The 24736-nt window shown below is 63.8% G+C and carries 26 protein-coding genes; 15 read left to right on the top strand and 11 right to left on the bottom strand.

The genetic code is table 11. From position 1 onward, the window contains the following. The first annotated feature begins 100 nt into the window (after nt 1-100). The 8 genes from AC3IYG_RS17620 (at nt 101) to AC3IYG_RS17585 (ending at nt 5722) form a co-directional block, all read left to right on the top strand. Nucleotides 101-1219, top strand: a complete 1119-nt coding sequence (locus tag AC3IYG_RS17620; protein ID WP_489310594.1) for a serine hydrolase domain-containing protein — start codon at nt 101-103, stop codon at nt 1217-1219. After that, the gene (locus tag AC3IYG_RS17615) at nt 1216-1563 is read left to right on the top strand and encodes an amidase (RefSeq protein ID WP_489310592.1); all 348 of its coding nucleotides are present in this window, start codon (nt 1216-1218) and stop codon (nt 1561-1563) included. Before AC3IYG_RS17620 ends, AC3IYG_RS17615 begins: the two co-directional genes overlap by 4 nt. Before the next feature lie 134 nt (nt 1564-1697). Then, on the top strand, nt 1698-2273 hold the full coding sequence (locus AC3IYG_RS17610) for a YceI family protein (protein ID WP_489310590.1): 576 nt from the start codon (nt 1698-1700) through the stop codon (nt 2271-2273). Nucleotides 2274-2369: 96 nt separating this feature from the next. Then, on the top strand, nt 2370-3527 hold the full coding sequence (locus AC3IYG_RS17605; RefSeq protein ID WP_489313946.1) for a phospholipase D-like domain-containing protein: 1158 nt from the start codon (nt 2370-2372) through the stop codon (nt 3525-3527). 147 nt (nt 3528-3674) lie between these two features. Further along, nucleotides 3675-4283, top strand: a complete 609-nt coding sequence (locus tag AC3IYG_RS17600) for a DUF2846 domain-containing protein (protein WP_489310588.1) — start codon at nt 3675-3677, stop codon at nt 4281-4283. Nucleotides 4284-4392: 109 nt separating this feature from the next. Next, entirely contained in the window at nt 4393-4644 is a 252-nt protein-coding gene (locus AC3IYG_RS17595; protein WP_489310586.1) for a hypothetical protein, read from the top strand. Between the two features lie 129 nt (nt 4645-4773). Then, nucleotides 4774-5358, top strand: coding sequence for a DJ-1/PfpI family protein (locus AC3IYG_RS17590; RefSeq protein WP_489313945.1), 585 nt, complete (start codon nt 4774-4776; stop codon nt 5356-5358). Between the two features lie 61 nt (nt 5359-5419). Next, nucleotides 5420-5722: a ribbon-helix-helix domain-containing protein gene (locus tag AC3IYG_RS17585; RefSeq protein WP_489310584.1), complete on the top strand. Its 303-nt coding sequence runs from the start codon at nt 5420-5422 to the stop codon at nt 5720-5722. Nucleotides 5723-5786: 64 nt separating this feature from the next. On the opposite strand, the gene AC3IYG_RS17580 is transcribed toward AC3IYG_RS17585, so the two are convergent. Continuing rightward, complete coding sequence (locus AC3IYG_RS17580; RefSeq protein ID WP_489310582.1) at nt 5787-7310, bottom strand: fumarate hydratase; 1524 nt, start codon at nt 7308-7310, stop codon at nt 5787-5789. A 235-nt stretch (nt 7311-7545) separates the two neighbouring features. On the opposite strand from AC3IYG_RS17580, the gene AC3IYG_RS17575 reads away from it, so the two are divergent. From AC3IYG_RS17575 to AC3IYG_RS17565, 3 genes are read left to right on the top strand one after another with little or no spacing between them, the layout of a single operon-like run. Continuing rightward, nucleotides 7546-8673, top strand: a complete 1128-nt coding sequence (locus tag AC3IYG_RS17575; RefSeq protein WP_489310580.1) for a GGDEF domain-containing protein — start codon at nt 7546-7548, stop codon at nt 8671-8673. Beyond that, nucleotides 8666-9607 carry an iron-sulfur-binding ferredoxin reductase gene (locus AC3IYG_RS17570; RefSeq protein WP_489310578.1) on the top strand — a complete coding sequence of 314 codons (942 nt, stop codon included), beginning with the start codon at nt 8666-8668 and terminating at the stop codon, nt 9605-9607. The genes AC3IYG_RS17575 and AC3IYG_RS17570 overlap by 8 nt, the downstream gene beginning before the upstream one ends. 26 nt (nt 9608-9633) lie before the next feature. Continuing rightward, nucleotides 9634-10407: an enoyl-CoA hydratase-related protein gene (locus AC3IYG_RS17565; protein ID WP_489310577.1), complete on the top strand. Its 774-nt coding sequence runs from the start codon at nt 9634-9636 to the stop codon at nt 10405-10407. Between the two features lie 103 nt (nt 10408-10510). On the opposite strand, the gene pyk is transcribed toward AC3IYG_RS17565, so the two are convergent. Both pyk and AC3IYG_RS17555 read right to left on the bottom strand, forming a co-directional pair. Beyond that, nucleotides 10511-11962 carry a pyruvate kinase gene (pyk, locus tag AC3IYG_RS17560; protein ID WP_489310575.1) on the bottom strand — a complete coding sequence of 484 codons (1452 nt, stop codon included), beginning with the start codon at nt 11960-11962 and terminating at the stop codon, nt 10511-10513. Nucleotides 11963-12175: 213 nt separating this feature from the next. After that, nucleotides 12176-12976 carry a tetratricopeptide repeat protein gene (locus tag AC3IYG_RS17555; protein WP_489310573.1) on the bottom strand — a complete coding sequence of 267 codons (801 nt, stop codon included), beginning with the start codon at nt 12974-12976 and terminating at the stop codon, nt 12176-12178. Between the two features lie 160 nt (nt 12977-13136). On the opposite strand from AC3IYG_RS17555, the gene AC3IYG_RS17550 reads away from it, so the two are divergent. From AC3IYG_RS17550 to AC3IYG_RS17540, 3 genes are all read left to right on the top strand, one after another. Next, entirely contained in the window at nt 13137-13508 is a 372-nt protein-coding gene (locus AC3IYG_RS17550; RefSeq protein ID WP_489310571.1) for a tetratricopeptide repeat protein, read from the top strand. Nucleotides 13509-13591: 83 nt separating this feature from the next. Then, a complete protein-coding gene (locus tag AC3IYG_RS17545; protein WP_489310569.1) occupies nt 13592-14014 on the top strand; it encodes a DUF4124 domain-containing protein in 423 nt (140 codons plus the stop codon). A 60-nt stretch (nt 14015-14074) separates the two neighbouring features. Beyond that, a complete protein-coding gene (locus tag AC3IYG_RS17540) occupies nt 14075-14431 on the top strand; it encodes a PilZ domain-containing protein (RefSeq protein WP_489310567.1) in 357 nt (118 codons plus the stop codon). A gap of 125 nt (nt 14432-14556) precedes the next feature. On the opposite strand, the gene AC3IYG_RS17535 is transcribed toward AC3IYG_RS17540, so the two are convergent. From AC3IYG_RS17535 to AC3IYG_RS17505, 7 genes are all read right to left on the bottom strand, one after another. Next, nucleotides 14557-15888: a DUF58 domain-containing protein gene (locus AC3IYG_RS17535; RefSeq protein ID WP_489310565.1), complete on the bottom strand. Its 1332-nt coding sequence runs from the start codon at nt 15886-15888 to the stop codon at nt 14557-14559. A 10-nt stretch (nt 15889-15898) separates the two neighbouring features. Further along, nucleotides 15899-16948, bottom strand: a complete 1050-nt coding sequence (locus AC3IYG_RS17530) for an AAA family ATPase (protein ID WP_489310563.1) — start codon at nt 16946-16948, stop codon at nt 15899-15901. Continuing rightward, complete coding sequence (locus AC3IYG_RS17525; RefSeq protein ID WP_489310561.1) at nt 16945-18198, bottom strand: DUF4350 domain-containing protein; 1254 nt, start codon at nt 18196-18198, stop codon at nt 16945-16947. Before AC3IYG_RS17525 ends, AC3IYG_RS17530 begins: the two co-directional genes overlap by 4 nt. Continuing rightward, entirely contained in the window at nt 18195-19784 is a 1590-nt protein-coding gene (locus AC3IYG_RS17520) for a DUF4129 domain-containing protein (protein ID WP_489310559.1), read from the bottom strand. The genes AC3IYG_RS17525 and AC3IYG_RS17520 overlap by 4 nt, the downstream gene beginning before the upstream one ends. Beyond that, on the bottom strand, nt 19771-20751 hold the full coding sequence (locus tag AC3IYG_RS17515; RefSeq protein ID WP_489310557.1) for a stage II sporulation protein M: 981 nt from the start codon (nt 20749-20751) through the stop codon (nt 19771-19773). The genes AC3IYG_RS17520 and AC3IYG_RS17515 overlap by 14 nt, the downstream gene beginning before the upstream one ends. Beyond that, entirely contained in the window at nt 20748-21479 is a 732-nt protein-coding gene (locus AC3IYG_RS17510) for an RDD family protein (protein WP_489310555.1), read from the bottom strand. Before AC3IYG_RS17510 ends, AC3IYG_RS17515 begins: the two co-directional genes overlap by 4 nt. Nucleotides 21480-21569: 90 nt before the next feature. Further along, entirely contained in the window at nt 21570-22337 is a 768-nt protein-coding gene (locus AC3IYG_RS17505; RefSeq protein ID WP_489310553.1) for a DUF975 family protein, read from the bottom strand. A 192-nt stretch (nt 22338-22529) separates the two neighbouring features. Between AC3IYG_RS17505 and sbcB the strand changes: the two genes are divergently transcribed. Continuing rightward, complete coding sequence (gene sbcB, locus AC3IYG_RS17500) at nt 22530-23960, top strand: exodeoxyribonuclease I (RefSeq protein WP_489310551.1); 1431 nt, start codon at nt 22530-22532, stop codon at nt 23958-23960. A gap of 109 nt (nt 23961-24069) precedes the next feature. On the opposite strand, the gene mvaT is transcribed toward sbcB, so the two are convergent. Further along, entirely contained in the window at nt 24070-24444 is a 375-nt protein-coding gene (mvaT, locus tag AC3IYG_RS17495) for a histone-like nucleoid-structuring protein MvaT (RefSeq protein WP_489310550.1), read from the bottom strand. Nucleotides 24445-24736: the final 292 nt, after the last annotated feature.

Raw genomic sequence — 24736 nt, 5'->3', positions numbered from 1 at the left:
ATACGCGCCGAATAGTCCGCAGAAGCGGCACGTTCGGCGCTATTTTCCGTCATCTGGCCCGTGCTAGGGTTCGCCTCTTCTACCCACAAGAGGCTGCTCAATGCCCGCTCTCGTCCTGCGTCGTCTGAGCCTTGCGCTCAGCCTGTGCGCGATGGCCACCCTGACCCGCGCCGAAACCTGGCCCGCCGTCGACTGGGCCCGTGCCCCGGCCGCGCCCAGCCCGGCCATCGAAGCCCTGGAGGCTTACGCCTTTCCCGTCCGCGATGATGCGACCCGCAAGGGCATCCGCACCGACGCGCTGCTGGTGATCCGCGACGGTGAAATCGTCTACGAGCGCTATGCCGGCCCGACCAAGGCCGAAACCCCGCACCTGACCTGGTCGGTGAGCAAGAGCCTGATGGCCGCGACCCTGGGTACGGCCTATGGCAACGGACGCTTCAAGCTGGATGACCCGGTGGCCAAGTTCTACCCGCCGTTCGCCGGGCATCCCGAGGTCAAACTCGGCCATCTGCTGAACTGGGCCTCCGGTCTGGCCTGGCAGGAGGGCTACGAATATGCGCCGCTGAAATCCACCGTGGTGGCGATGCTCTACACCCGTGGTCGTGCGGATATGGCGGCCTATGCGGCAAGCATCGAGCAGGACGTCGCGCCCGGCACCCGCTTTCGCTATTCCAGTGGCGACAGCAACCTGATCTCGGCAGCCTTGAAGGGCATGGTCGGCGAGCCGGCGTACAAGGATTATCCCTGGAACGCGTTGTTCGAGCCGCTCGGCATCCGCAGCGCAGTCTGGGAAACCGATGCCAGTGGCACTTTCGTCGCGTCTTCCTACGCCTATATGACCGCCCGTGATCTGGGCCGGGTAGGCTTGTTGATGCAGCGCGATGGCCGGTGGGGCGAGCGTCAGTTGTTGCCCAAGGCCTGGGTCGACTTCAACCGCACGCCGTTCGCCAATTACCAGCCGTCTGTCGAGACTGCCGGTGAGGCGGTGCCCGGTGGGCAGTGGTGGTTGAACGTGCCGCTGGCTGGTGCCGCCAAGCCTTGGCCGGATGTGCCGGATGATGCGTTTGCCGCGCTCGGCCATTGGGGGCAGGGGTTGTATGTGTTGCCGAGCGAGAAACTGGTGATCGTCCGCTATGGCGATGATCGCGACAAAAGCTACCAGCACAACCAATTGCTGAAACTCGCGAAAGCGGCTTTCGCTGCGGGGGCCAAGCAATGAGCGCCTTTATCAAACGTCGTCCGTTCAGCAGCCTGTTGCTGCTGATCGTTATCGCACTGGCCTTGCTCGGCTGGCAGAACCGCGTTCATCTGCAAGCCTTCCCCGGCATCATCGGCGCCTACTCGGCCAAGGAGTACTGCTCCTGCCGTTATGTGATGGATAACCCAGCGGACTATTGCCTGGGTTACGTCAAACAGTACGTGCCCACCAGTGGTTTCTTCGATGACGCGGCCAACAAGCGGGTTACCGCACGCGGCCTGGGCAGCAGCCAGACGGCCGCCTGGCTCGGCCCACGTCAGGGCTGCCAGCTGTTGCCGCAAGCGACGGCGTTGCCGGAGTCCTGAACCGCTGTTGCCGTGGGGGGAGCGGTCCTGTGGCGTTCGGCATGCCCGGCGGGCAATCTCCCTGGCGCCCCCGGGTTTGCAAGGCGAGCTCAGGCGGTTATCGTGCCGCCTGAGTCTGCTGCCCGAGAGTTCCGATGCCCACGCTGTTTGCCCTGCTTCTCGCTGCCTGCGTTGCCTTGCCGGTTCAGGCCGGCTGGTACCTGGACAATGAGTCCTCGCGCCTGTCGTTCATTTCGACCAAAGCCGGCAACTTCTCCGAAGTTCATCGTTTCCTCACCCTGCACGGCCAGATCGATAACGCCGGCCTGGCGAAGTTGCGCGTCGAGCTGGACTCGGTCAGTACCGGTATTCCCCTGCGCGATGAGCGTTTGCGCAAGCTGTTTTTCGACACCGCGACCTTTGCCGAGGCCCAGATCAGTGCGCAACTCGACCTGCGCCCGATCACCGACCTGGCGTCCGGCGCGCAACTGGAACTGCGCCTGCCGCTGACGGTCAAGCTGCATGGTCAGCAGCACAACTACGACGCCGAGTTGCTGGCCACGCGCCTGGATGATCAGCGCTTCCAGGTGGTAACCCTGGCGCCGCTGGTGTTGCAGGCCGAGGACTTCGGCCTGGCCGCCGGCCTCGAAGCGTTGCGCCAGGTGGCGGATTTATCGGCTATCAGCTTGTCGGTGCCGGTGGGTGTGGTCTTGATCTTTACGGTGCGTTAGCAGCGCTGCCGCTGTCAGGGAGAACGATATGGCCAGTGCAAGCAAGCGACGACTATTGCCGCAATGTGCCGCCTGCCCGCCTTGGGCGTCAGCCTGATGCCTAGCGCGGTCTTTCCGTGGCGCAGCGCTAACCGCTTCGATTTGTTGATCGATGGCCCGGCCTTCTTTCCGCGCATGTTCGAGGTGATTGCGCGAGCCGAGCGGCAGGTCGAGCTGGAGCTGTATCTGGTCGAGGCCGGGGCCTGCGTCGATGCCTTGGTGCAGGTGCTCTGCGCCGCCGCCGAACGTGGCGTGCAGGTACGCTGCCTGTTCGACGATTACGGCAGCTTGGGTTTGCTCACGCGCGAGCGCGAGCGCCTGCTCAACGCCGGGATCGCGTTACGGTTCTATAACCCGATCAAGCTGCGCCGGGGTTTGCGCAATCTTTATCGGGATCATCGCAAACTGCTTCTGGTCGATGGTCAGTGGGCGTTTGTCGGTGGCACCGGGGTGACCGACGCGTTCTGGACGCCCGGCCAGGCGACCAGCGCCTGGCATGAGGTGATGGTGGAAATGGCCGGCCCGCTGGTGGCCGACTGGCAGCAACTGTTCGACCGGCAATGGCAGGCCTGCCAGACGCGCCTGGCCTGGAAACCCGCCCGGCAGACCGGGTTGCCACGCTTGCCGCTGTGCCCCCCGGCGGGCGCAGGCCTGGGCCGTGTGGCCTACGCCAACGCCTGGCAGCACCGCGACATTTTGCAGTCGCTGGTGCGGGCTTTGAACAGCTCGCGTCAGCGGGTCTGGTTGGCGACGCCGTATTTCCTGCCGACCTGGAAAGTTCGCCGCGCCTTGCGCAAAGCCGCGGCGCGGGGCGTGGAGGTGCATTTGTTGCTGACCGGGCGGCGCACCGATCACCCTCCGGTGCGGTTCGCCGGCCAGCGTTACTACCCGCGCCTGCTCAAGGCCGGCGTGCGGATCTTCGAGTACCAACCGTGCTTCCTGCATTTGAAGATGGTGCTGGTCGATGACTGGGTCAGCCTGGGCTCGTGCAACTTCGATCACTGGAACCTGCGCTTCAATCTGGAAGCCAACCTAGAGGCGCTGGACCCGGCGCTGGCCGCAGCGGTCGCGGCCAGCTTCGTCACCGATTTCGGCAACAGCCGGGAAATCACTCTGGAAGGCTGGAAGGCCCGGCCCTGGTGGCGGCGCGTGCAACAGCGGGTGTGGGGCTGGTTGGATCGGCTGGTGGTCAACCTGCTCGACCGGCGCCGCTGACGGTCGGCCGTCGACTTTACTCGCGGACGCCCGGTGCGCACGGTGCCGCGTTACGTCAGGTCATTCAGCGTTCCCCAGCCTTTTGTCGGGTGTTGCGCGTGAGCCGGCTGGCTATGCTCGGCGCATAACCATAAGAGGGATGCGCGCATGCGCCACCACCTGTTCGCTCTGTCGCTGCTGGCCACCCTGGCTGGTTGCTCCACACCTGGTGCGTTCTTCGGCGCCAGCGATGGGGCGGCGTTCACGCGGCACGCCTTGAGCGACGAGAACCATGCCCTGGTCTACCTCTATCGCCCGCAAAGCGCCTGGGCCGATCAGGAGCTGGAGGCGCCGGGTTTGTTCCTCAACAACCAATTGATCGGCAGCCTGCCGAGCAACGGTTATCTGGTGCTGGAATTCGAGATTGCCAGTTATCAGTTGGAAATGCGCCGGCCGCTGCTTGGCAGCTACTGGACGCTGCTGGCCGAGGGGCCGCTGGATTTCACCCGCATCGCCAGTTTCGCCCTGGATGCCGAGGCCGGAGGCATCTATTACCTGCGTTACGACGAGTTGAATCCGCCGCCCATCAGCGATGGTGCGCCAAGTGCCGGGGACGGGCCGTTGCAGCTGGTGGCAGAAGGTCTGGCGCAAGAGGAAATCAGTGCCACTCGTGAAGTGCAGCCGTTCGAGCGGATTGCCGCGGGTGGCGAGCGTATTCGTCCGCAGCGCGGTTTCTGGCGCGGCGTCGGCAAAGCACTGGAGAAGATCGGCATCTGAAGCCTGACGGGTTTGCGCCCAGGTCAGCTGGGATAACGCGCAGGTAGCACTGGTCATCTCGGCCAGGCTGGGTAGAATGCGCGCCCCTTTTCAGTTGCAGGAGCGCTCGATGAGCTTCAACTTGGCCAATCAACCCGGTGACGCACGTTCCTCCATCGAAGAAGAGAAATCGCGTCTGTACGACATGTGGCAGGCCAATCTGTTGCGCTCGAAGGTCGAAGCCGGGCGGATTCTCGGTGAAAAAGCCAAGCGCAAAGGTAAGTGGGACGAGTGGATGCGCGCCCAGCTCGGCACCCTGGCGCCGCCCGAATACGCCAGCATGGTGCGCAGCGAGCTCAAGCGCCTGCTCGCGACCAAGTAGGGCGGCTGGCGGTTGCAGGCAGGGCGATGCAGTGAGGCGTTCAAAGCCGGCAGGTAGTACTAGCCTATTACCTGAGCGCTTTGGGTCGCAGGAATACTGCAACGGCCCCCAACCCTAGCCAGGAGATGCCTGATGGCCGCGAAAAAGATTTTGATGCTGGTCGGCGACTACGTCGAAGATTACGAAGCCATGGTGCCTTTCCAGGCCCTGCAGATGGTCGGCCATACCGTGCATGCGGTCTGTCCGGACAAGATCACCGGGCAGGCGGTGCGCACCGCTATCCATGATTTCGAGGGCGACCAGACCTACAGCGAAAAGCCCGGGCATAACTTCGCCCTGAACTTCGACTTCGCCAAGGTCAAGGCCAAAGACTATGACGGCCTGGTCGTCCCCGGCGGCCGCTCGCCGGAATACCTGCGTCTGAACAAGAAAGTGCTGGAACTGGTAAAAGCCTTCGACAAGGCCAAAAAGCCGATTGCATCGGTCTGCCATGGCGCGCAACTACTGGCCGCCGCGGGCGTGCTCAAAGGCCGCGAGTGCAGCGCCTATCCGGCCTGCGCGCCGGAAGTGCAGCTGGCCGGTGGCGTGTATGTGGACATTGCCGTGGATCATGCGCATATCGAGGGTAACCTGGTGAGCGCCCCGGCCTGGCCCGCGCACCCGAACTGGCTGGCTGGTTTCCTCATGCTGCTGGGCACCGAGATCAAGCTGTAAGGTCTGTAGGAGCGGGCCAGGCCCGCTCCTACGCCAATGCTCATTACCGAGGCCAAGCCCCATGTGCGAGCTGTATGTCAAAGCCGACCCGATTCTCTACGAGTCCCGCTCGCGCTCGCTGCGTATCTGCGGCGTGGTCACCACCCTGCGTCTGGAAAACCAGTTCTGGGACATCCTCTCGGAAATCGCCGCAGTCGATGGCATGAGCACCAACCAGCTGATCAGCAAACTGTACGAGGAAGTCATGGACTATCGCGGCGAGGTGCTGAACTTCGCCTCTTTCCTGCGCGTCAGTTGCACCCGCTATCTCAGCCAGCGGCGGGCCGGGGTGACTGAACTGAGCTTGGTTCCGCGCGCCCTGTAGGGTGGCTTTTGCCCAATAAAAAGCCCGGCACTTGGCCGGGCTTTTTATTTAACGGTTAAAGCGCTTACTGCACTTCCACCGCCAGGCTTTCGCTGATCTTCTTCTGCCAGATCGCCGGACCGGTGATGTGCACCGATTCGCCTTTGGCATCGACCGCGACGGTCACCGGCATATCTTTGACCTCGAACTCGTAGATCGCTTCCATACCGAGTTCGGCGAAGGCTACCACGCGCGACTTCTTGATCGCCTGGGCGACCAGGTAAGCGGCGCCGCCCACAGCCATCAGGTAGACCGCCTTGTAGTCCTTGATCGCTTCGATGGCGATCGGGCCGCGTTCGGACTTGCCGATCATGCCCAGCAGGCCGGTCTGATCGAGGATCTGCCGGGTGAACTTGTCCATCCGCGTGGCGGTGGTCGGGCCGGCCGGGCCGACCACTTCTTCGCGTACCGGATCGACCGGGCCGACGTAGTAGATGAAGCGCCCCTTGAGGTCCACCGGCAGGGTTTCACCCTTGTTCAGCATCTCGACCATGCGCTTGTGCGCAGCGTCGCGGCCGGTGAGCATCTTGCCGTTGAGCAACACGGTTTCGCCCGGCTTCCAGCTCTGCACGTCTTCCGGGGTCAGGGTGTCGAGGTTGACACGGCGGGCCGACGGGCCGGCTTCCCAGACGATTTCCGGGTAGGCGTCCAGCGGTGGCGCTTCCAGCGAGGCCGGGCCGGAACCGTCGAGCACGAAGTGCGCGTGACGGGTGGCGGCGCAGTTGGGGATCATGCACACCGGCAACGAGGCGGCGTGGGTCGGGTAGTCCATGATCTTCACGTCGAGCACGGTGGTCAGGCCGCCGAGGCCCTGGGCGCCAATACCCAGTTGGTTGACCTTCTCGAACAGCTCCAGGCGCATCTCTTCGAGACGGTTGGATGGGCCACGGGCCTTCAGTTCGTGGATGTCGATGGACTCCATCAATACTTCCTTGGCCATCACCGCGGCTTTCTCGGCGGTGCCGCCGATGCCGATGCCGAGCATGCCTGGTGGGCACCAGCCAGCGCCCATCTCCGGTACGGTTTTCAAAACCCAGTCGACAATCGAGTCGGACGGGTTGAGCATGGCCATCTTCGATTTGTTTTCCGAGCCGCCGCCTTTGGCCGCGACGTCCACTTCCACGGTGTTACCCGGGACGATGGAGTAGTGGATCACCGCCGGGGTGTTGTCCTTGGTGTTCTTGCGGGCGCCTGCCGGGTCGGCGAGGATCGAGGCGCGCAGGACGTTTTCCGGCAGGTTGTAGGCGCGGCGTACGCCTTCGTTGATCATGTCGTCCAGGCCCATGGTGGCGCCATCCCAGCGCACGTCCATGCCGACACGGACGAATACGGTGACGATGCCGGTGTCCTGGCAGATCGGCCGATGGCCGGTGGCGCACATGCGCGAGTTGATCAGGATCTGCGCCATGGAGTCGCGGGCGGCCGGCGACTCTTCGCGCAGGTACGCCTCATGCATGGCTTGGATGAAATCTACCGGGTGGTAGTAGGAAATGAACTGCAAGGCGTCGGCGACGCTCTGAATCAGGTCGTCTTGCTTGATCACGGTCATGCGGCGCGCTCCTCTATAAACACGGGAACATCGAGGCGCGCCGGACCATGACCCGGCGCAGGCTCTCAAGGTAAAAAGGCAAGGCAAAAATAGGCGCGGCAGTATAACGCGGCGTTTGCCCGCGGCGCACCCGCCGACAATAGTCCTTGGTCGACTAACACACCAGTCAGCGTACTAGGCTTTTTGTGATCACAGAGGTAGAGTGACGGCAAGATGCCAGTACGGGATGGAGCCCATGAACACCGCCAGTGAAAGGGTCACCCATAGAGCCCTACAAAGCCTGTTGCTGAAGCGTTTCGGCATGGCGGCGGCAACTTACGGCCTGAGTTTGACCTTGTTCGGAATCCTGGTGTTCAGCGATCTGTACCGTGCGCCGTTGTCCAATGCACTGATCAGTTGCGCGTTGGTGGTCCTCAGCCAGGTGGTGCTGTTGCTCGTGTTCCTCAGCGGCTACAACCTGCGCTTTCGCGACCCCAGCCTGACCGAGCCGCAGGTTTTGCTGGCCGTGGCCTGGCACACCTATCTGCTTTACCACCTCGACAGCGCGCGTGGCACTTTGTTGGTGATCTACGTGCTGGTTCTGCTATTTGGCGTGTTCCAGTTGCAGCCACGGGTTTTTGCCCGTTGTGCGGCGCTGGCTTTTCTCGGCTTCGCCGGCATCAACTTCTGGGATGCCTACCAGATGCGCCTGGCTGATCCGGGGCTGGCGGCGCTGCAGATATGCACCCTGTTCGTTGTCCTGGCGTGGTTGAGCCTGTTTGCCGGTTATGTACAGGCGATGCGCCTGCGCATGCGCCAGCGGCGTTTCGCGTTGCAGGCACACCAGGACACCCTGCGGGGGATGATGCGCCAGTTGGAAGATCTGGTCGCCACCGACGAATTGACCGGGTTGTTCAATCGTCGGCATTTCCTCCGGCTCGCCGCGCGCGAGCTGGGCAGCCTGCGGCCGGGGCGTCAGCATGGCCTGGCGCTGATCGACCTGGATCACTTCAAGCGGATCAATGATGCCCATGGCCATGCGGCGGGTGACCGGGTCTTGCAAACCTTCGCCGCCGTGGCCCGCGCCTGTCTGCGCGATGGCGATATATTGGCGCGCTATGGCGGCGAGGAGTTCGTGTTGTTGTTGCCCAATACCGATGCCGATCAGTTGACCGCCTGCTGCGAGCGCCTGCGTGAAGCCTTCGCGTGTGCCGAGCCGGTGGGCGTGCAGGTGGAGGGCATCAGCCTGTCTGCTGGCATGACCTTGCTGATGCTTGGCGATGATCTCGACGAGGCCCTGCACCGGGCCGATCAGGCGCTTTACCGGGCCAAGCGTGGCGGGCGCAACCGCTGCGATGCGGCGTGGGAGAGTCGTGGTGCCTGAATTGTGCGTCGCCGGCCAACGTTGCACGGTGGCCCCGGCCAGCAACCTGTTGGATGCCCTGCTCGGCGCGGGTATCGCGGTGCCCTTCAGCTGCCGGGCGGGTAGTTGTCATGCCTGCCTGGTGCGCTGCGTGCGTGGCGAACCGCTGGATGCCAAGCCCGAGGCGCTGGCAGCGGCTCAGCGTGAGCAAGGCTGGCGCCTGGCGTGCCAGTGCCGGGTAGTCGATGACCTCAGCGTCGAAGTGTTCGACCCCCTGCGTGATGGCGCGCCAGCACAGGTCGACAGCTGTACCTGGCTCAGTCCTGATGTGCTGCGCCTGCGGCTGCTGCCCGAGCGCCCGTTGCACTATCGTGCGGGTCAGCACCTGGTGCTGTGGAGCCCGGCGGGCGTGGCGCGGCCGTACTCCCTGGCCAGCCTGCCGGGCGAAGATCCTTGGCTGGAATTCCATCTGGATTGCCGTCACAGCGGTGCCTTCAGCGACGCGGCGCGCCAACTCAAGGCCGCGGATCTGCTGCGGCTTGGCGAATTGCGTGGCGGCGCGCTGCATTACGACCCGGATTGGCAGGCGCGGCCGCTCTGGCTGCTGGCCGCCGGCACCGGTTTGGCGCCACTGTACGGGGTGCTGCGCGAAGCCTTGCGCCAGGAGCATCAGGGCACTATTCGGCTGATCCATCTGGCTCGCGATGCGTCCGAGCATTACCTTGCCCGCGAACTCGCCGAGTTGGCCCTCCAGCACCCGCAGCTACAGGTCGAGTTGCTCAGCGCGGCCGAGTTGCCAGCAGCTTTGGCCGAACTGCGCCTTGTTTCACGACAAACCCTCGCCTTACTCTGCGGCCATCCGGCCAGCGTCGAGAGCTTTTCCCGCCGGCTCTATTTGGCGGGTCTGCCGCGCAACCAAATGCTCGCAGACCTGTTTTTGCCGCACGCCCGTTAAGCGCGGTGGCTATCCCGAGGATTGATATGAGCGAGCACGTAGTCGTCGAGCGCGAAGAGGGGCTGTTGACCCTGCGCCTGAACCGCCCGGACAAGAAGAATGCATTGACCCGTGCGATGTACAGCCGCATGGCCGAGGAACTGGAAGCCGCCGATGCCGACCCGCGCGTGCGCGTGGTGCTGATCAGCGGCAGCAGCGAGTGTTTCACCAGCGGCAACGATATCGCCGACTTCCTCCAGGCGCCGCCAACCGGGCTGGACAGTCCGGTGTTTTGCTTCATGCGCGCTTTGTTCGAGATGAAAAAGCCGGTGGTCGCGGCTGTTGCCGGTGCCGCCGTGGGTATTGGCACCACGCTGCTGCTGCATTGCGACCTGGTGTATGTCAGTCGCGATGCCCGGTTGAAAATGCCGTTCGTGAGCCTCGGCTTGTGCCCTGAGTTCGGTTCCAGCCTGATCCTGCCGCAGATGCTCGGCCACGCCAAGGCGGCGGAGCTGTTGTTGTTGGGCGAATCCTTCAGTGGCGAGCAGGCGGCGGCCTGGGGGATCGCCAATGCGGCCTTGGAAGATGGCGCCGCGACCTTGGCCAAAGCCCGGGAGATGGCGCTGCGCTTCTTGCAGTTGGCACCGTCAGCGGTGGAAGTCAGTAAACGGTTGATGCACGCCCCAGGGCGCGAAACGCTACGCCAGGTGATTGCGCAAGAGGGCGAGTTGTTTGGTCAGCGCCTGCGTTCGCCGGAAGCGGTCGAGGCCTTGTCGGCATTCATGCAGCGGCGCGCGCCGGATTTTTCCAAGTTCGCTTGAGGCGTGTACGGGTGGTGATCGAGGCCCCCGGTGGCAGTCGCTTCAGCCGCGAAAAGTAGCGTGGCTGAAGCGACTCCCATACGGAACAGTCAGGCGGCTCTGCTTAAGCCAGCAGCTCGCCCACATGCAGGATCTTCATGGTGTTGGTGCCGCCGATGGTGTGGTAGCTGTCGCCTTTGGTCAGGATCACCCAGTCGCCCGGCTGTACCACTCCGCGCTTGAGCAGCTCGTCGACCGCCGCCTGGCTGACCTTGTCCGCCGGCAATGCCGCTGGGTCGAAGGGCACGGTGTAGACGCCACGGAACAAGGCCACGCGGGCCTGGGTTTCACGGTGCGGGGAGAAGGCGAAAATCGGGATCTCGGAGCGGATGCGCGACATGATCAGCGGGCTGTAGCCGCTTTCGGTCAGGCAGATGATCGCCTTCACGCCGGGGAAGTGGTTAGCGGTGTACATCGCCGCCAGGGCGATGCTTTCATCGCAGCGTTCGAAGGTCTGGCCCAGGCGATGGCTGGAGCGTTTGTTGGTCGGGTGCTTTTCGGCGCCGACACAAATCCGCGCCATGGCCGTCACCGCTTCGACCGGGTAGAGGCCGGCGGCACTTTCGGCCGAGAGCATCACCGCGTCGGTGAAGTCCAGCGCGGCGTTGGCAACGTCGGAGACTTCCGCACGGGTCGGCATCGGGCTGCTGATCATCGACTCCATCATCTGCGTCGCGGTGATCACCGCTTTGTTGTAGCGGCGCGCGTGGAGGATGATTTTCTTCTGGATGCCGACCAGCTCGGCATCGCCGATTTCCACGCCGAGATCGCCACGGGCGACCATCACCGCATCACTGGCACGGATCAGGCCGTCCAGGGTTTCATCGTTGGCCACCGCTTCGGCGCGTTCGATCTTCGCCACCAGCCAGGCCGTGCCACCGGCTTCGTCGCGCAGGCGGCGAGCCAGTTCCATGTCGGCGGCATCGCGCGGGAAGGACACTGCCAGGTAGTCCAGTTCCATTTCCGCCGCAAGCTTGATGTCGGCCTTGTCCTTGTCGGTCAGCGCGGGTGCCGTAAGGCCACCGCCGCGGCGGTTGATGCCTTTATGGTCGGACAGCGGTCCGCCGATCAGTACCTTGCAGTGCAGCTCGTCCGCGGTGGTCGAGTCGACGCGCATCACCACGCGGCCGTCATCGAGCAACAGCTCGTCGCCGGTTTTGCAGTCCTTGATCAGATCCGGATAGTCGATGCCGACCACATCCTGGGTGCCGGCATTGCGCGGATGGGTGACGGAGAAGCGAAACGTGTCGCCTTCCTTCAGCTCGATGCGTTTGTCGGTGAACTTGGCGATGCGGATCTTCGGCCCCTGCAGGTCACCGAGCAGCGCGACGAAGCGGCCATGCTTGGCGGCGATCTCGCGGACCAGGCGTGCGCGCGCCTTGTGTTCGTCGGGGGTGCCGTGGGAGAAGTTCAGGCGGGCGACGTCGAGCCCGGCGAGGATCAGCTGTTCCAGCACTTCGGGAGAATTACTGGCTGGGCCGAGGGTGGCGACGATTTTAGTGCGGCGGAAGGTCATGCGAAGGACTCCAGGGTTCGAGCAGAATGCGAGGCTACTATGCTGCGGCGCTGTAGTCATTGTTCTGCTGCACTACCTAAAAGCGCTGGGTGCGGCGCGCACAGGACTAGGCATACCGCTGCAAAAGCACGATGCGAGATAGCCGAGCGGCGCACTCAAAGTGCCTGAACACGCCGGCCTCGGTAGCAAAGCCTGAGGCCTGGGCGTGACAGCTTATGGCGTTGACAGGTTCAGGGCCTGGTCCAGGTGGCGTGACGCCTGGTTGGCCAGCGCGCTGCCGGGGTACTGCTCCAGCAATTGACGCAGGTAAGCGATGGCCTTGTCGCGATTGGCGTGGGGGTTGTCGCTGGCGAGGTACATCAGGGCCAACTGGTAGAGCGCCTTTTCCTTGATGTCGGCCTGCACGCCGCTGTCGCTGAGGGCCAGCCGGTAGAGCTCTTCGGCTTCGGCGACGCGGTCCTTGAGTACCGCGCGCCGGGACAGCAGGGTCATGTCCGGGTCGAGGCTGGCTTGATAGAGGTCGAGGTTCTGGCTCGGCTGCCAATGGGCCAGCAGTTCGCGCGCGGTTTTCTGCACCGGAGCCTGGGCGCGCTGCTGGATCGACTCGATGTGCGCCGCGCTGCGGCTGGCAGCGCGTGTGCCTGGGAATTGGTTGCGCGCCTGATAGAAGTAGTTGAGCGCTTTCGCGTCATTGCGCTCGTCGTTGTAGCGGCTCATGTAAATCAGGCCGATCTGGTACAGCGCAATGGCGCGCACTTCAGCGCTGAGTTTCTGGTCGTGATAGCCGGCCAGGTAGGTTTGCTCGGCTTTTGCGCTCTTCGCGTCGCGGATGGCCAGGGCGCTGTAGGTCAGCAGGTCGCCTTCCTCTTCTATCGCCGCGGTCATGCGGTTGCTCTTCAGCGTCTTGTACTCGGCCACTTCGTGGGTGCTGACTTGGGCAATGAACAGCGGCGTGGTCGGGGCGCAGGCGACCAATGTGGCGGTGCAGAGCAGCAGAGCGAGGCGAATGGGCATGATGGTTCCTTGGCGCCAGGGCCGGGTACGGCCAGTCTAGTCAGCGCCCGGGTGGCGAGCCAAGCGTGGCGGCACGGTTCCAATCGGAGGATATGCTGCACACTGGAATCTGCAGTTTTTCTCGTGACAGTCGATAAACTGCATACCGGAGGATATGCCCATGCGAATTTTTCTCGTTCTGGTCTTGGCCCTGAGTGCCGTCGGCTGCACCCGTTGGTCGCTCGATTACCATTTGAATAACGCTTACCAGGAGTACAACCGCGGCAATTGCGATAAGGCGATGCTGGAGTTGTCCAAGGCGGAGCGCAAAAGCCGTTCGCGCAACTATATGCAACCGGAAATCTCGCTGCTGCGCGGTCAGTGCCTGGAGCGCGAGAACCTGTTTGTCGATGCGGCGCAGACCTATCAATTCATCATCGCGCGCTACCCGGCGAGCGAGTATGCGTACCGCGCCCGCGCCCGCCTGGAGACATTGCAGCAACTCGGCCACCGCAGCACGGAGCCGGCCAAGGCTTCTCCCGCGTCTTTGTGAGCGGCGTTCAACCGTCGGTCGCGGCCCGCTTGAGTGGTTGTCGCTCAGCGCTAAGCTGGAATATTGGTTCAGGGAGGAAAGCCATGCGTTACCTGTTGTGCTGTGTACTGTTGTTGCCGGAATTGGCCGCTGCAGAGATCTATCGCTGGACCGATGCGCAGGGGCAAGTGCACTTCGAGCAGCGCCCGAGCGCGGGTGCCGAACAGGTCGAGGTCAAGCCGCAAGTGGTCGAGCGCGATGCCGCCACCCGCGAGCGCGTGGCGCGCACCGAGAAGTTCTACGAGGCGCGTCGGCAAGAGCAGGAGCAGGCCGCCACGCAGGCGGCAGAGCGTCAGCGCAAGCGTGAGCAGGAGTGCCGCGAACTGCGCAGCAACCTGGCGCAGATCGCCAATGGTGGGCGGTACTACTCCACCGATGCGCAGGGGCAGCGGGTCTATTACAACGACACCCAGATAGACACCGCTCGTCGCCAATTGACCGAGCGTGTCAGCTCGCGCTGCGGTTGAGGCTGGCTTGGCGGTAAGAGTGCGACCATACTCAGTTACCACTTATAGCGATTTGCCATCATGCGAAATGAACGCCGAATCGAACGCCATCAACTGCCTTACTACCTCAAGGTCTTCAACCGCATCACCGATAAACCCATGGGTTACATCGGCAATGTCTCGCTGGACGGCCTGATGCTGATCAGCCAGCTGCCGATGCTGGTCGGCGCACGCTTCGAGATGTGTTTGAAGATTCCCGGGCAGCCCGAGCAACGCCTGATCGACTTCTCCGCCACCTGTCAGTGGTGCCGCGAAGACGTCACCCCCGGCGGCTACGATTCCGGTTTCGCCTTGGTTGCGCCACCGGCGGACTATGTCGAGATGGTCGACGCCCTGCGCCAGTACTTCAGCTTTCATACCCTGGCCGCATCGGTGTAACGCCGCGTTCTAGTTAGCCGGAATACGCTGTTCTTCGTAGGCGCGGGGCATGCCCGCGAAAGCCCTTCAAGCATCGCGGGCATGGCCCGCTCCTAAGGGTTTGCGCTTTTTGCTTCTATTGCCGATCAAAACACCCCGGCTTTCTTCCACGCCAGGTAGCGTCCGACCAGCTCGGGACCGAGTTCGCTGGGGCGTGCATCCAATACCGGGACTCCGTGCGCCGTCAGCCGTTCGTGCAGGCCGGCGCGGGCATTCAGGTAGTCCACGGTGCCGCAGTAGGCCAAGGCATCCTCGAAACCTTGTACCGGCGTTTGGCGCAGTTGGTCGAGAACTTCCTCGCGCAGGCTGGTGAGCAGCACGCGATGCTGTCGCCCCAGGCGTTTGAGTGCCGGCAGCAACTCCTCGTCGTCTTCGTCGCGCAGGTTGCTGACCAGCACCACCAGGGCGCGGCGGCGTTGGCGGGCGAGCAGGGTGTCGATGGCCGCGGCGAAGTCGGCCGGACGGCGGCTGCTCTCCAGGTCGTACACGGCGTTGAGCAATACGCTGAGCTGGGCCTGGCCTTTGACCGGTGCGACGAACCGCGACTGGTCACCGGCAAAGGTCGCCAGCCCCACCGCATCGCCCTGACGCAGCGCCACATAGCTCAACAGCAGGCAGGCGTTGAGGGCGTGGTCGAAGTGCGAGAGATCGCCATCCTGGCTGCGCATCCGGCGACCGCAATCGAGCAGGAAGATGATCTGTTGGTCGCGCTCGTCCTGGTATTCACGGGCAATCGGGGTGCGCTTGCGAGCGGTGGCTTTCCAGTCGATCTGCCGCAGGGTATCGCCATCGCGGAACTCGCGCAGCTGATGGAATTCCAGCCCCAGGCCGCGTCGTGGGCGCTGGCGCACCCCGAGCTGGCTGAGCCAGTCGTCCACGGCCATCAGCTGGGCGCCATACAGGCGGGCGAAGTCCGGGTAGACGCGGGTCTGCGCGGCGAGTTCCAGCAAGCGCCGGTCTTGCCACAGGCGCAGCGGGCTGGGCAGGCTGAGTTCGCAGCGGGGGAAACTGAAGTGCCCGCGCACCAGCGGCCGTACCCGGTAACTGAATTGCGTTTGTTCGCCGGGGCGCAGCTCGATGCGTTGCGGCAGGTGTTCGAATTCCATGCCGGCGGGTACGTGGTCGAACACGTCCAGCCGGTGCGCCTGGGTGAAGCGGTGGTGAGCGGTCAGCTTGACTTCGCCCCAGCGGCCGAGCGACAGATTGCCCGGCAGTTGGCGCTCCAGCTGCGGTGAAGGCAGGCGCCGCAGCCAGAGCGCGTCCGTCGCGGCGATCAGCGTCAGGGCCAACAACAGGCCCCACCAGAGCGGTTGCAAGGTCGCGGGCAGCTTGATCCCTAGCGCCGTCAGGCTGCCGAGCACAATGGCGGCGCCGAGCAGGCCGCCGAGCAGCAGCAACAGTGTGCGGGACGGTTTCATGCCGGACACTTCATAGGCGCGGTGCCGCGACCTGGTCGAGCAATTGCTGCAGCACCTGATCGACCGACAACCCTTCGATGTCCAGCTCCGGCGAGAGCCGCACGCGGTGACGCAATACGGCCAGGGCGCAGCCCTTGATGTCGTCCGGGAGCACGAAGTCGCCACCGCGCAACAGCGCCCGTGCCCGGCCGCCGCGTACCAGCGCGATCGAGGCGCGCGGCCCGGCGCCGATGGCCAGACCCGGCCAGCTGCGGGTGGCGCGGGCCAGGCGCACGGCGTAGTCGAGCACCTGCTCGTCCAGCGGCAGTTCGCTGGCGATCTTCTGCAGGGCCTGCACATCCTTGGCTTGCAGCAGGGTGCGCAGCGTCGTGACCTCGAGCATGTCGGCTTTCGATGAGCGGCTCACCTGGCGCACCATGTTCAGCTCCTCATCGACCGAGGGGTAGTCCATGCGTAGCTTGAGCATGAAGCGGTCGAGTTCGGCTTCCGGCAGCGGATAGGTGCCTTCCTGTTCGATCGGGTTCTGCGTGGCCAGCACCATAAAGGGCTGCGGTACCGGCAGGGCGCGGCCTTCCAGGGTCACCTGGCGTTCCTGCATGACTTCCAGCAGCGCCGCCTGGGTTTTTGCCGGCGCGCGGTTGATTTCATCGGCCAGCAGCAGGTTGGTGAAGACCGGCCCCTTGCGCAGCTTGAACTGCTCGGATTGCAGGTCATACACGGCGTGGCCGGTGACGTCGCTGGGCATCAGGTCCGGGGTGAACTGGATGCGCGAGAACTCGCCGCCGAAGCAGCGGGCGAGGGCGCGAACCAGCAGGGTCTTGCCGAGGCCGGGCACGCCTTCGATCAGCACGTGGCCGCCGGCGATCAGGGCGGTCAGCACATCGTCGATCACCGCACTCTGGCCGATCACGGCTTTTTGCAGTTCCTGGCGCAGGGCCTGGGCCAGTTGGCTGGCGCGTTGCCGTTGCACGGCCGGGTTGGCCATGGGGGCGGGTGCCGGATTGGCCGCCGCGCTGGTAGTGGTTTCGGGTACTGGCTGTTCGGGCGTCTGTTCGCTCATAAGGCATTCCTAAGGGTTTGCAGGTGGGCGACCTGGCGGGTGAAGTCGGCGGCGGAAAGGCGCTGCGGGGGCAGCGGGCGCATGGCTTGGCTGATGGCACTGGTCGGCAGGCGGGTCAGGCGCCCGAGAGTCTGCCATTGCGCCGCAACATCGAGGCGTTCGAAACCGGGGTGGCGGCGGCGCGCCTGCCGCTGGATATCGCGCTGCAGGCCCTGCAGCAGGCTCTGTTGGCCGCTGCAACGGCGAAGGAAATCGGCACTGCCGCGCAGGTGCTCCTGCAATTGCCGACGGGCGCGGCTGGCCGGGGCTTGCAGCGGTCCCTGGCGCAGGCCAGCGGCCCAGAGGCCGAGGGCGATCAGCAGGGCCAGCGCCACCAGTGCTTCGGGGAAATTACGCAGCAGCAGGCTGGCCAGGTCGTCGCGCTCGGCGCGGTAGAGCAGGGTGACGGCGCTGTCCTGGGTCAGGTACCAGAGCAGCCAGGCGTTGTCGTAGTCGCCAATGTTGCGGTTCTGCCAGACCCAGCTGTCCGTCAGTACGGTGATCAGCCCGTCGCCGTGGTTGAGTTGCAGCAGGTGAGTGGCCTCGCCGCTGTTGGCCCAGGCCTGCGCCTGGTTCTCGGCATCGAAGAGGTGGAAGTCGGTATCGAAGCTGATATACGCCGGGGCTTTCTCGTTCTCCAGGTACAGCTTGGTCAGTTCGGGGTAGCGGTCTGCATCCTCGGCCTGTTCGTCTGTCGGCTTCGAGTCTGCTGCGTCAGTCTGCTGCTCGGCGCTCTCCGGGTCGGCCTCGCTTGAGTCTGCGTCGTCCGCGTCTTGGGCTTCGTCGTCGAGGTCTTCGGCCAGGTATTGCTGAATCTGCAGGCGATCGAGCAGCAGGTCGCCGCTTTTGCCCTCGTCCTCGTCCCATACGCGCTCGGCGACGAACAACAAATGACCGCCCTGGGCGGCCCACGCCAGCACTCGCTCGGCTTGCCGTGGGGTCATGTGTTTGCGGTCACCGAGCAGCAGCAGGGTCTGCCCCTGGCTTGGCAAGCCGGGTAGCGCCTGCAGGCCGTCGGCGCGTTGCACGTTCAGGCCGCGAGCGCGCAGAAAGTGCTCGGCGGCCAGGTAGGGATTGGCGGCGACTTCCGGGGCTGGCCCGTGCTCGATGGTGGTCTGGTAGGGCGACAGGCGGCCGAGCAAATAAATGGCCAGCAGGCCCAGCGCGAGGAGCAGGCCGGCGCCCAGGTAGAATGAGGCACGCCGGCTCATACCGGGGCACTCTGCTGAAAGAGTCGGCGCCAGCCTTCACAGAGACCGCGTTTGAGGTTTTCCGGCGGCAGTTGGTGGCCGTAGGCGAGGTTTTGCCAGTGGCGCGTGAGCACCTGGGTAAAGCGGCTCAGTTCGGCCTGTTCGAGGCTCTGCACCAGTCGTTGGACTTCGCCTTCGGTATGCGAGCCTTTGAGCGGCAGGCGGAAGTCGTGCAGCAGGCGGCTGAGCAGCGCGCGGTAGAGCAACCCGAGCGCTTCGCGCGGTTGCTCGGCCCAGAGCCGTTCGGCCTCGCTGGCGACATCCTCGGGCAGGCTTTCGGGGGAGACTTCCAGGCCGAACAGCATGGCTGGCACCTCGCGCTTACGCCGTTGCGGCAGGCTGAAACGCCCGGCGAAGGTGTTCAGCCAGTCGCGGTAGCGCCAGCCGAGCACTACCAGCAGGCTGATGAGCGTACCCCAGAGCAGCACTTCGAAGAACAGCGCGACCTTGTCCATGCTGCTCCAGAGTTCGAGCAGGTCGATGAAATGCTTGAGTAGCTTGGCCAGGTCCGGGTTGTCAGCCGCGCTCGGCTGTTTTGCTTCGGTTTCTTCACCGAAGCGCCAGCGTGTCACGGTTTCGCGATTCTCGAAGGGTGGCTGGTCGAGCAGGGTGGCGATGCTGGTTTGCGCGGCTTTGCTGGTCAGTGGCTGCTGTTGCAGGCGCTCGGCTTCCGGCCCGTGTGGGTCTTCGCTGGGCAATGGGCAACTGCTGACAGTGGTGTCGGTCGCGGCCCAGGCGGGGCCAGGTGTTTGCAGCAGGAACAGGCCGGCACCGAGCAGCACGGCGTAGGCCACGCCGGTGAGGCGTTGGCGCAGGCGGCGGAAGGTCAGCTCGATATCCCAGGCTTCCAGGGCGGTGCGGCGGTTCAGGTAGAGGGTGAAGCCACAGGCGACATAGACCGGTTCCCAGATGATCAGGATCAGCACATAGAGCAGATTGGACAAGTGCTCCAGCCATAGCCACTGGCCTGAGGCGGCGTCGATCAGGCTTTGCCAGCTCCAGTCCAGTTCGATCTGTTGTGGCAGCAGCAGGTAGAACAGGGTGATCAGGCCCAGCCACAGGGCGCTTTCCAGGTGCATGCCGACCAGCGTCAGCCAGGTCGCCGCAGCGGCGTCACGCTGGCCGAGGACGATCAGGCGCTGGCTGCGCGCCTGGCCCGCGAGGCCTTCGAGTTGCAGCACCGGCAAATCGAAGCTGCGGGTCAGGCTCAGGCGGCGCCAGGTCAGGCTGGCCAGCAGTTGCGGCTTGAGCAGGCGCGGCCAGGCCTTGAGGGCTTGCTTGAGCGTCGGCGTGTCGCCGAACAGGGCATGGGACAGAATGTGCAGCGGCAGACGTTCGTAGGCTGGCTTCAGCAGCCAGAACAGGAACAGCGCCCAACTCGGGTAGTCCCACAGCAGCAGGCTGAGCAGCGCGAATATCGGCAAGGTGACCAGCGCCCAGCTGGCCATCAGCAGACCGGCGTGCCGGCGCGCCAGGAGTGCACCCAGATCCAGGGCTTCCCAGGCGCTGCGGGGGCGGATGGCCACGCTGGCGTCAGTCAGGCGCATGGGCAGTCCGTCCAGCGCCGATGAAGTAGGCCAGTACCAGCAGCCACAGCCCGGCGCCGACCAGGTATTTGATCTGGGGCGTGGTGTAGGTCATGGAGGACCAGTACGCCTCGATAAAAGCGGCGATCAACAGGAACAGGATCACTCCGCCGACCAGTTGCACGCTGCGCCCGGCTGCCAGGCGCAGGGCCTCGCCGCGGGTCAGGCGGCCCGGCGCGAGCAAGGCCCAGCCGAGTTTGAGGCCGGCGGCACCGGACAGGGCGATGCCGGTCAGTTCGAAGGCGCCATGGCCGATGACGAAGGACCAGAAGGTCTGGTTGTAACCGATTTCGGTCAAGTGCCCGGCCACGGCGCCGATCATCAGGCCGTTGAACAGCAGGAAGAACAGGCTGCCGAGGCCGAACAGCAGGCCACTGGCAAAGGTCTGAAAGGCGATACCGATGTTGTTCATGATGTAGAAGCCGAACATCATCCAGTCGTCGCCGGAGTCGCGTTCGCTGAAGCGGCCAATGCGCGAGCTGTCAGGGTCGTACATGGACTCCATCGATGCCACCTGCTCGGGGGCGATCACGCTGTAGACCAGGTCGGGAAACAGGTAGACCAGCAGCCCCATGCCGATCAGGCTGCCGAAGAACAGCAGGCTGGCGGCCAGCACGCTGCGCCATTCGGCGCGCACCAGGCGAGGAAAACCGCCGAGTATGAAACCGATCAGTTGCGCCCCGAGGTGGCTGCGATGCCGGTAGAACTGCTGATGGCCGCGCATGGCCAGCAGTTGCAGTTGGTCGATCAGGTGGCTGCTGTAGCCACGCTCCTGGGCTAGCGCCAACTGCTGACACAGGTGCCGGTAGTCGGCGGCGAACGTCTGGCAGGCTTTGCCCTCGGCCTTGCCGCGCTCCAGGGCATCGAGCAGTTGGCTGAAGCGCTGCCAGTCGGCCTGATGGCGGTTTTCGAACTGGCTCTGCTTCATGTCGGCCCCACCAACCCACGGGCGATGCGGTTGATCTGTGCTTCAGCCTGCTCCGCCGGTACTGCCAGGGGCTCGGCAAGAATCGCCGCCAACTCGGCACGGCGGGCGCTGGAGAGCTCCGCCTGGCGTTCGGCAAAGCCCAGCAGCGCCCGCTGCTCGTTCAGGCTCAAGGCAAAGGGCGCGTGCAAGGGTTCGACAGGCAGCAGCGGTGGCCGCTTGAGCGGCAGATCGCGGTAGATCACCAGGGTGCCGGCGGCCAGATCGCCCAGGCGCTTGAAGGCCGGGTGATTGAGGCAGCTGAGTATGCCCAGGGTGTAGCCGAACGGCAGCATATCGACGAAGCGCAGCAGGTTGCGGGTCAGCGAAGCGGCCCAGCCGACCGGTGTGCCGTCATCGTGAACGACACGCAGGCCCATCATCTGCTTGCCTGGCGAGCGGCCCTGGTTGAGCACCTCGAACAGCACCATGTACCACCAGGTGACGATAAACAGCAGGATGGTTCCGAGGCCCATGCCGAGCTGGCCCAGCAGCGCGAGGATGACGAACATCAGCAACAGGATCAGGCCGCGGATCGCCAGGTCGATGGCGAAGGCGAGCGCCCGCGGGATCAGGCCGGCAGGGCGCAGCATCAGGTCGATACCTTCCGGGGTTTCCACCTGAAAGCGGGTGTCCAGCGTCACACCGGTAGGCGTGCCTGGATGGACATTGGCGGCGGGCGAGAGAGGCATCGGCGAACTGTGTCGAGGAAAGCCCGATGCTAGCGAGCAGCAGGCCGGGAAGCAACCGGGCCATAGCGCTGGCCCGGTGTTTGCGCAGGCTTATTTGGCGGCGGGCAGCACGCCGAAGATGGTGCGGTAGAGCACGCCCATGCTGATCACGAACAGCGGAAGGCTCCAGATCAGGCCGATACCCAGCGGGATCATGCTCAGCACCATGATCAGGCCAAGCAGCAGAAGCAGGCCGAAGACCTTGAACCAGTGCTGGCTGATGGCTTTGCGCGAGGTTTCCAGTGCCTGCCAGGGCGACAGACCGCGTTCCACCACCAGCGGAATGGCGAGCATGTAAGCCACGCTCAGGTAAATGCCCGGGATCACCAGCAACAGCAGGCCGACATACATCAGCACCACCATGATCAATGCGGTCACGATCAGCGGCAGCACGAGCCCGAAGTAGCTGAACATCTCGTTGATGCTGATCGGTTGGTCGGCGGCGCGGCGAATGCCGGTCATCATGATGCCGGCCAGGAAGGGGTAGGTGAACACCGAGCCGATAATACCAATCAGCAGTTGACCGATCACCATGGTGGCGATGCCGCCGTCCAGGGCGCCGAGGCCGACGAGCCCGAAGAGCACTCCGAGGACGGTGGTGATCGCCAGAATGGCCACGTAATAGATGAGAAAGCCACCAATGATGATGCCCTTGGTGCCTTTGGTGCGCTGCCAGGCTTCGCTGATCAGCGCGCCGATGCTGAAGTCGTAGCCGCGTTGCAGGGCTTCGGCGATGCCCGGTACCTGGCCGCTGGCGCGGGTTTCCTGCAGGTTGCTGGCAGGTGCGGCATAGGGGTTTTGCGCGAGAGAATCACTCATGTTAATCGTCCTTGTGATGAGCTGAACTTCTAGGTTCCATGCTAGCGGTACTGGCAACTTGGTAGCAAGGCGCGTGATCGAAGCCTGTCCGGCAGTGTGCGCAGCATCAAGCTTTACCGCCTGGGAACCTGCCAGCGGCCAGCCCGGCGGCTGATGCTAGACTGGCGCCGCCCCCCGTTTTAGGAAACGACTGTGACTGCGAGCATCTTCTGGCACGACTACGAAACGACCGGTATCGACCCACGCAGTGACCGCCCGTTGCAGGTCGCGGGTATTCGCACGGATGAGGCGCTGAATGAAATCGGCGAGCCGCTCAACCTCTATTGCCGGCCGAGCGACGACATCCTGCCGCACCCGGCGGCGTGCCTGATCACTGGGATAACCCCCGGCCGCCTCGCCGAACAGGGCTTGGACGAGGCGCAGTTCATGGCGCGGGTGCATGCCGAGCTGTCCGCGCCGGGCACCTGCGGGGCGGGCTACAACAGCCTGCGCTTCGACGATGAAGTGACGCGCTACAGCCTTTATCGCAACTTCTTCGAGCCGTATGCGCGCGAGTGGCAGGGCGGCAATAGTCGTTGGGATCTTATCGACGTGGTGCGCACCGCCTATGCGTTGCGCCCGGAAGGGATCGAATGGCCGCAGGAGGATGGCCGGGTCACGCTCAAGCTGGAGCGTTTGACCAGCGCGAACGGGATCGACCACGGTCAGGCTCACGATGCGTTGTCTGATGTGCGCGCCACGATCGGGCTGGCGCGCTTGATCCGCGCCAAGCAACCGAAACTCTATGATTACCTCTATCAGCTGCGCAGCAAGCAGCGGGTGCTCGACCAGGTCCGCCTGCTGCAGCCGCTGGTGCATGTTTCCGGGCGCTTTGCGGCGGCCCGGCATTACCTGGCGGTGGTGCTGCCGCTGGCCTGGCATCCGCGCAATCGTAATGCGCTGATCGTCTGCGACTTGCAGGCCGACCCGACGCCGTTATTGGAGCAGGATGCCGAGAGTCTGCGGCGGTTGCTCTACACCCGTCGGGAGCAGTTGGCGGAAGGTGAGTTGCCGGTACCGCTGAAGTTGTTGCACGTCAATCGCTGCCCGGTGCTGGCGCCGTTGAGTGTATTGCGCGACGCCGATCGGCAGCGGTTACAGATCGATATGGCTGAGTGCGAGGCGCGTGCTGCAGTACTGCGCGAGGCGCAGTCGGTCTGGCAGAATAAGTTGCTGGCACTTTATAGCGCGGATGAGTTTGCCCCGAGCCAGGACCCGGAACAGCAGTTATATGACGGCTTTCTGGGTGATCGTGATCGCCGACTCTGCGAGCAAGTGCGCTCTGCCGAGCCGCAACGCTTGGCCCGAGAGGATTGGCCGTTCGATGACGGACGTTTGCCAGAGTTGCTGTTTCGCTACCGGGCGCGCAACTTTCCGCAGAGCCTGTCTGAATCTGAGCGAAAGCGCTGGCGAGAATTTTGTCAGCGGCGTTTGAGTGCGCCGGAGTGGGGGGCGCCTAATACCTTGATGAGCTTCGACCTGGCAATGATGCAAGCGCTGAGTAGTGCATCGGCTGAGCAGCAACTGGTGTTGGGTGAGTGGCGGGAATATGCACTGCAGTTGCGCCAACGCCTGGGCTTATAACGGGTGCTTTTGTACGGCATGTCCGCACGGGGTAAATAATTGCTAGAGAATAAAAAACGCCAGCGATGCTGGCGTTTTTTATTGTGCGTTGCAGTCGGCAGCGCAGTGCTTAGCCGAGCAGAGTGGCCCAGCCTTCTACTTCGGCGGCGCCCCATTTGGCTTTCCACTCTTTCAACGTCTTGTGGTTGCCACCTTTGGTTTCGATCACTTCACCGGTGTTCGGGTTCTTGTATTGCTTGACCTTGCGCGCGCGCTTGGTACCGGTGGCTTTTGCGGCACGCGGTGCCTTGCTTGCTTTGGCGTCCGGGTCGAGCATGGCAATGATGTCACGCAGGGACTTCTGGTATTCACCCATCAGTGTGCGGAGTTTGCCTTCGAATTCGAGTTCTTTTTTCAGCTTGTCGTCTTGCGACAGATTTTTCAGGCGCTCTTGGAGCTCTTTGATGGCTTCTTCTGTTGCGCGGTATTCATTGATCAGGGACATGTGCTCTACCTGGAGTCGGGAGGGTGCAGTGGCTAAGTGTTAGTAATAATAGTCAGGCACTTTGTGCAAGTAAACATGTTTGAAAAGTTTTGCACAAATTATTCAGGCGGTGTTCCAGGCGTTGGCTGTATTCAGTCGGTTGAATCGACTTAAGCGCATGCGCTGAGTTAAATAAGGCCTTCATCACTTGGAAATATATGCCGCGCAAAACCTTATCAACAGCATGGAATATTGTCGGGTCGCTGCTGTTGGCTGGCACCGGTGGGCGCGCCCGGTCTCAGCCCTTGGATTA

The organism is Pseudomonas sp. KH_027 (genome assembly GCF_057838565.1).
This window is presented reverse-complemented; position numbering and strand designations above follow the sequence as displayed.

Excerpts from the sequence above, each read along its gene's own strand:
- AC3IYG_RS17620 (WP_489310594.1), top strand. The coding sequence starts at position 101 with ATGCCCGCTCTCGTCCTGCGTCGTCTGAGCCTTGCGCTCAGCCTGTGC.
- AC3IYG_RS17615 (WP_489310592.1), top strand. The coding sequence starts at position 1,216 with ATGAGCGCCTTTATCAAACGTCGTCCGTTCAGCAGCCTGTTGCTGCTG.
- AC3IYG_RS17610 (WP_489310590.1), top strand. The coding sequence starts at position 1,698 with ATGCCCACGCTGTTTGCCCTGCTTCTCGCTGCCTGCGTTGCCTTGCCG.
- AC3IYG_RS17605 (WP_489313946.1), top strand. The coding sequence starts at position 2,370 with ATGCCTAGCGCGGTCTTTCCGTGGCGCAGCGCTAACCGCTTCGATTTG.
- AC3IYG_RS17600 (WP_489310588.1), top strand. The coding sequence starts at position 3,675 with ATGCGCCACCACCTGTTCGCTCTGTCGCTGCTGGCCACCCTGGCTGGT.
- AC3IYG_RS17595 (WP_489310586.1), top strand. The coding sequence starts at position 4,393 with ATGAGCTTCAACTTGGCCAATCAACCCGGTGACGCACGTTCCTCCATC.
- AC3IYG_RS17585 (WP_489310584.1), top strand. The coding sequence starts at position 5,420 with ATGTGCGAGCTGTATGTCAAAGCCGACCCGATTCTCTACGAGTCCCGC.
- AC3IYG_RS17580 (WP_489310582.1), bottom strand. The coding sequence starts at position 7,310 with ATGACCGTGATCAAGCAAGACGACCTGATTCAGAGCGTCGCCGACGCC.
- AC3IYG_RS17575 (WP_489310580.1), top strand. The coding sequence starts at position 7,546 with ATGAACACCGCCAGTGAAAGGGTCACCCATAGAGCCCTACAAAGCCTG.
- AC3IYG_RS17565 (WP_489310577.1), top strand. The coding sequence starts at position 9,634 with ATGAGCGAGCACGTAGTCGTCGAGCGCGAAGAGGGGCTGTTGACCCTG.
- pyk (WP_489310575.1), bottom strand. The coding sequence starts at position 11,962 with ATGACCTTCCGCCGCACTAAAATCGTCGCCACCCTCGGCCCAGCCAGT.
- AC3IYG_RS17555 (WP_489310573.1), bottom strand. The coding sequence starts at position 12,976 with ATGCCCATTCGCCTCGCTCTGCTGCTCTGCACCGCCACATTGGTCGCC.
- AC3IYG_RS17550 (WP_489310571.1), top strand. The coding sequence starts at position 13,137 with ATGCGAATTTTTCTCGTTCTGGTCTTGGCCCTGAGTGCCGTCGGCTGC.
- AC3IYG_RS17545 (WP_489310569.1), top strand. The coding sequence starts at position 13,592 with ATGCGTTACCTGTTGTGCTGTGTACTGTTGTTGCCGGAATTGGCCGCT.
- AC3IYG_RS17540 (WP_489310567.1), top strand. The coding sequence starts at position 14,075 with ATGCGAAATGAACGCCGAATCGAACGCCATCAACTGCCTTACTACCTC.
- AC3IYG_RS17535 (WP_489310565.1), bottom strand. The coding sequence starts at position 15,888 with ATGAAACCGTCCCGCACACTGTTGCTGCTGCTCGGCGGCCTGCTCGGC.
- AC3IYG_RS17530 (WP_489310563.1), bottom strand. The coding sequence starts at position 16,948 with ATGAGCGAACAGACGCCCGAACAGCCAGTACCCGAAACCACTACCAGC.
- AC3IYG_RS17525 (WP_489310561.1), bottom strand. The coding sequence starts at position 18,198 with ATGAGCCGGCGTGCCTCATTCTACCTGGGCGCCGGCCTGCTCCTCGCG.
- AC3IYG_RS17520 (WP_489310559.1), bottom strand. The coding sequence starts at position 19,784 with ATGCGCCTGACTGACGCCAGCGTGGCCATCCGCCCCCGCAGCGCCTGG.
- AC3IYG_RS17515 (WP_489310557.1), bottom strand. The coding sequence starts at position 20,751 with ATGAAGCAGAGCCAGTTCGAAAACCGCCATCAGGCCGACTGGCAGCGC.
- AC3IYG_RS17510 (WP_489310555.1), bottom strand. The coding sequence starts at position 21,479 with ATGCCTCTCTCGCCCGCCGCCAATGTCCATCCAGGCACGCCTACCGGT.
- AC3IYG_RS17505 (WP_489310553.1), bottom strand. The coding sequence starts at position 22,337 with ATGAGTGATTCTCTCGCGCAAAACCCCTATGCCGCACCTGCCAGCAAC.
- mvaT (WP_489310550.1), bottom strand. The coding sequence starts at position 24,444 with ATGTCCCTGATCAATGAATACCGCGCAACAGAAGAAGCCATCAAAGAG.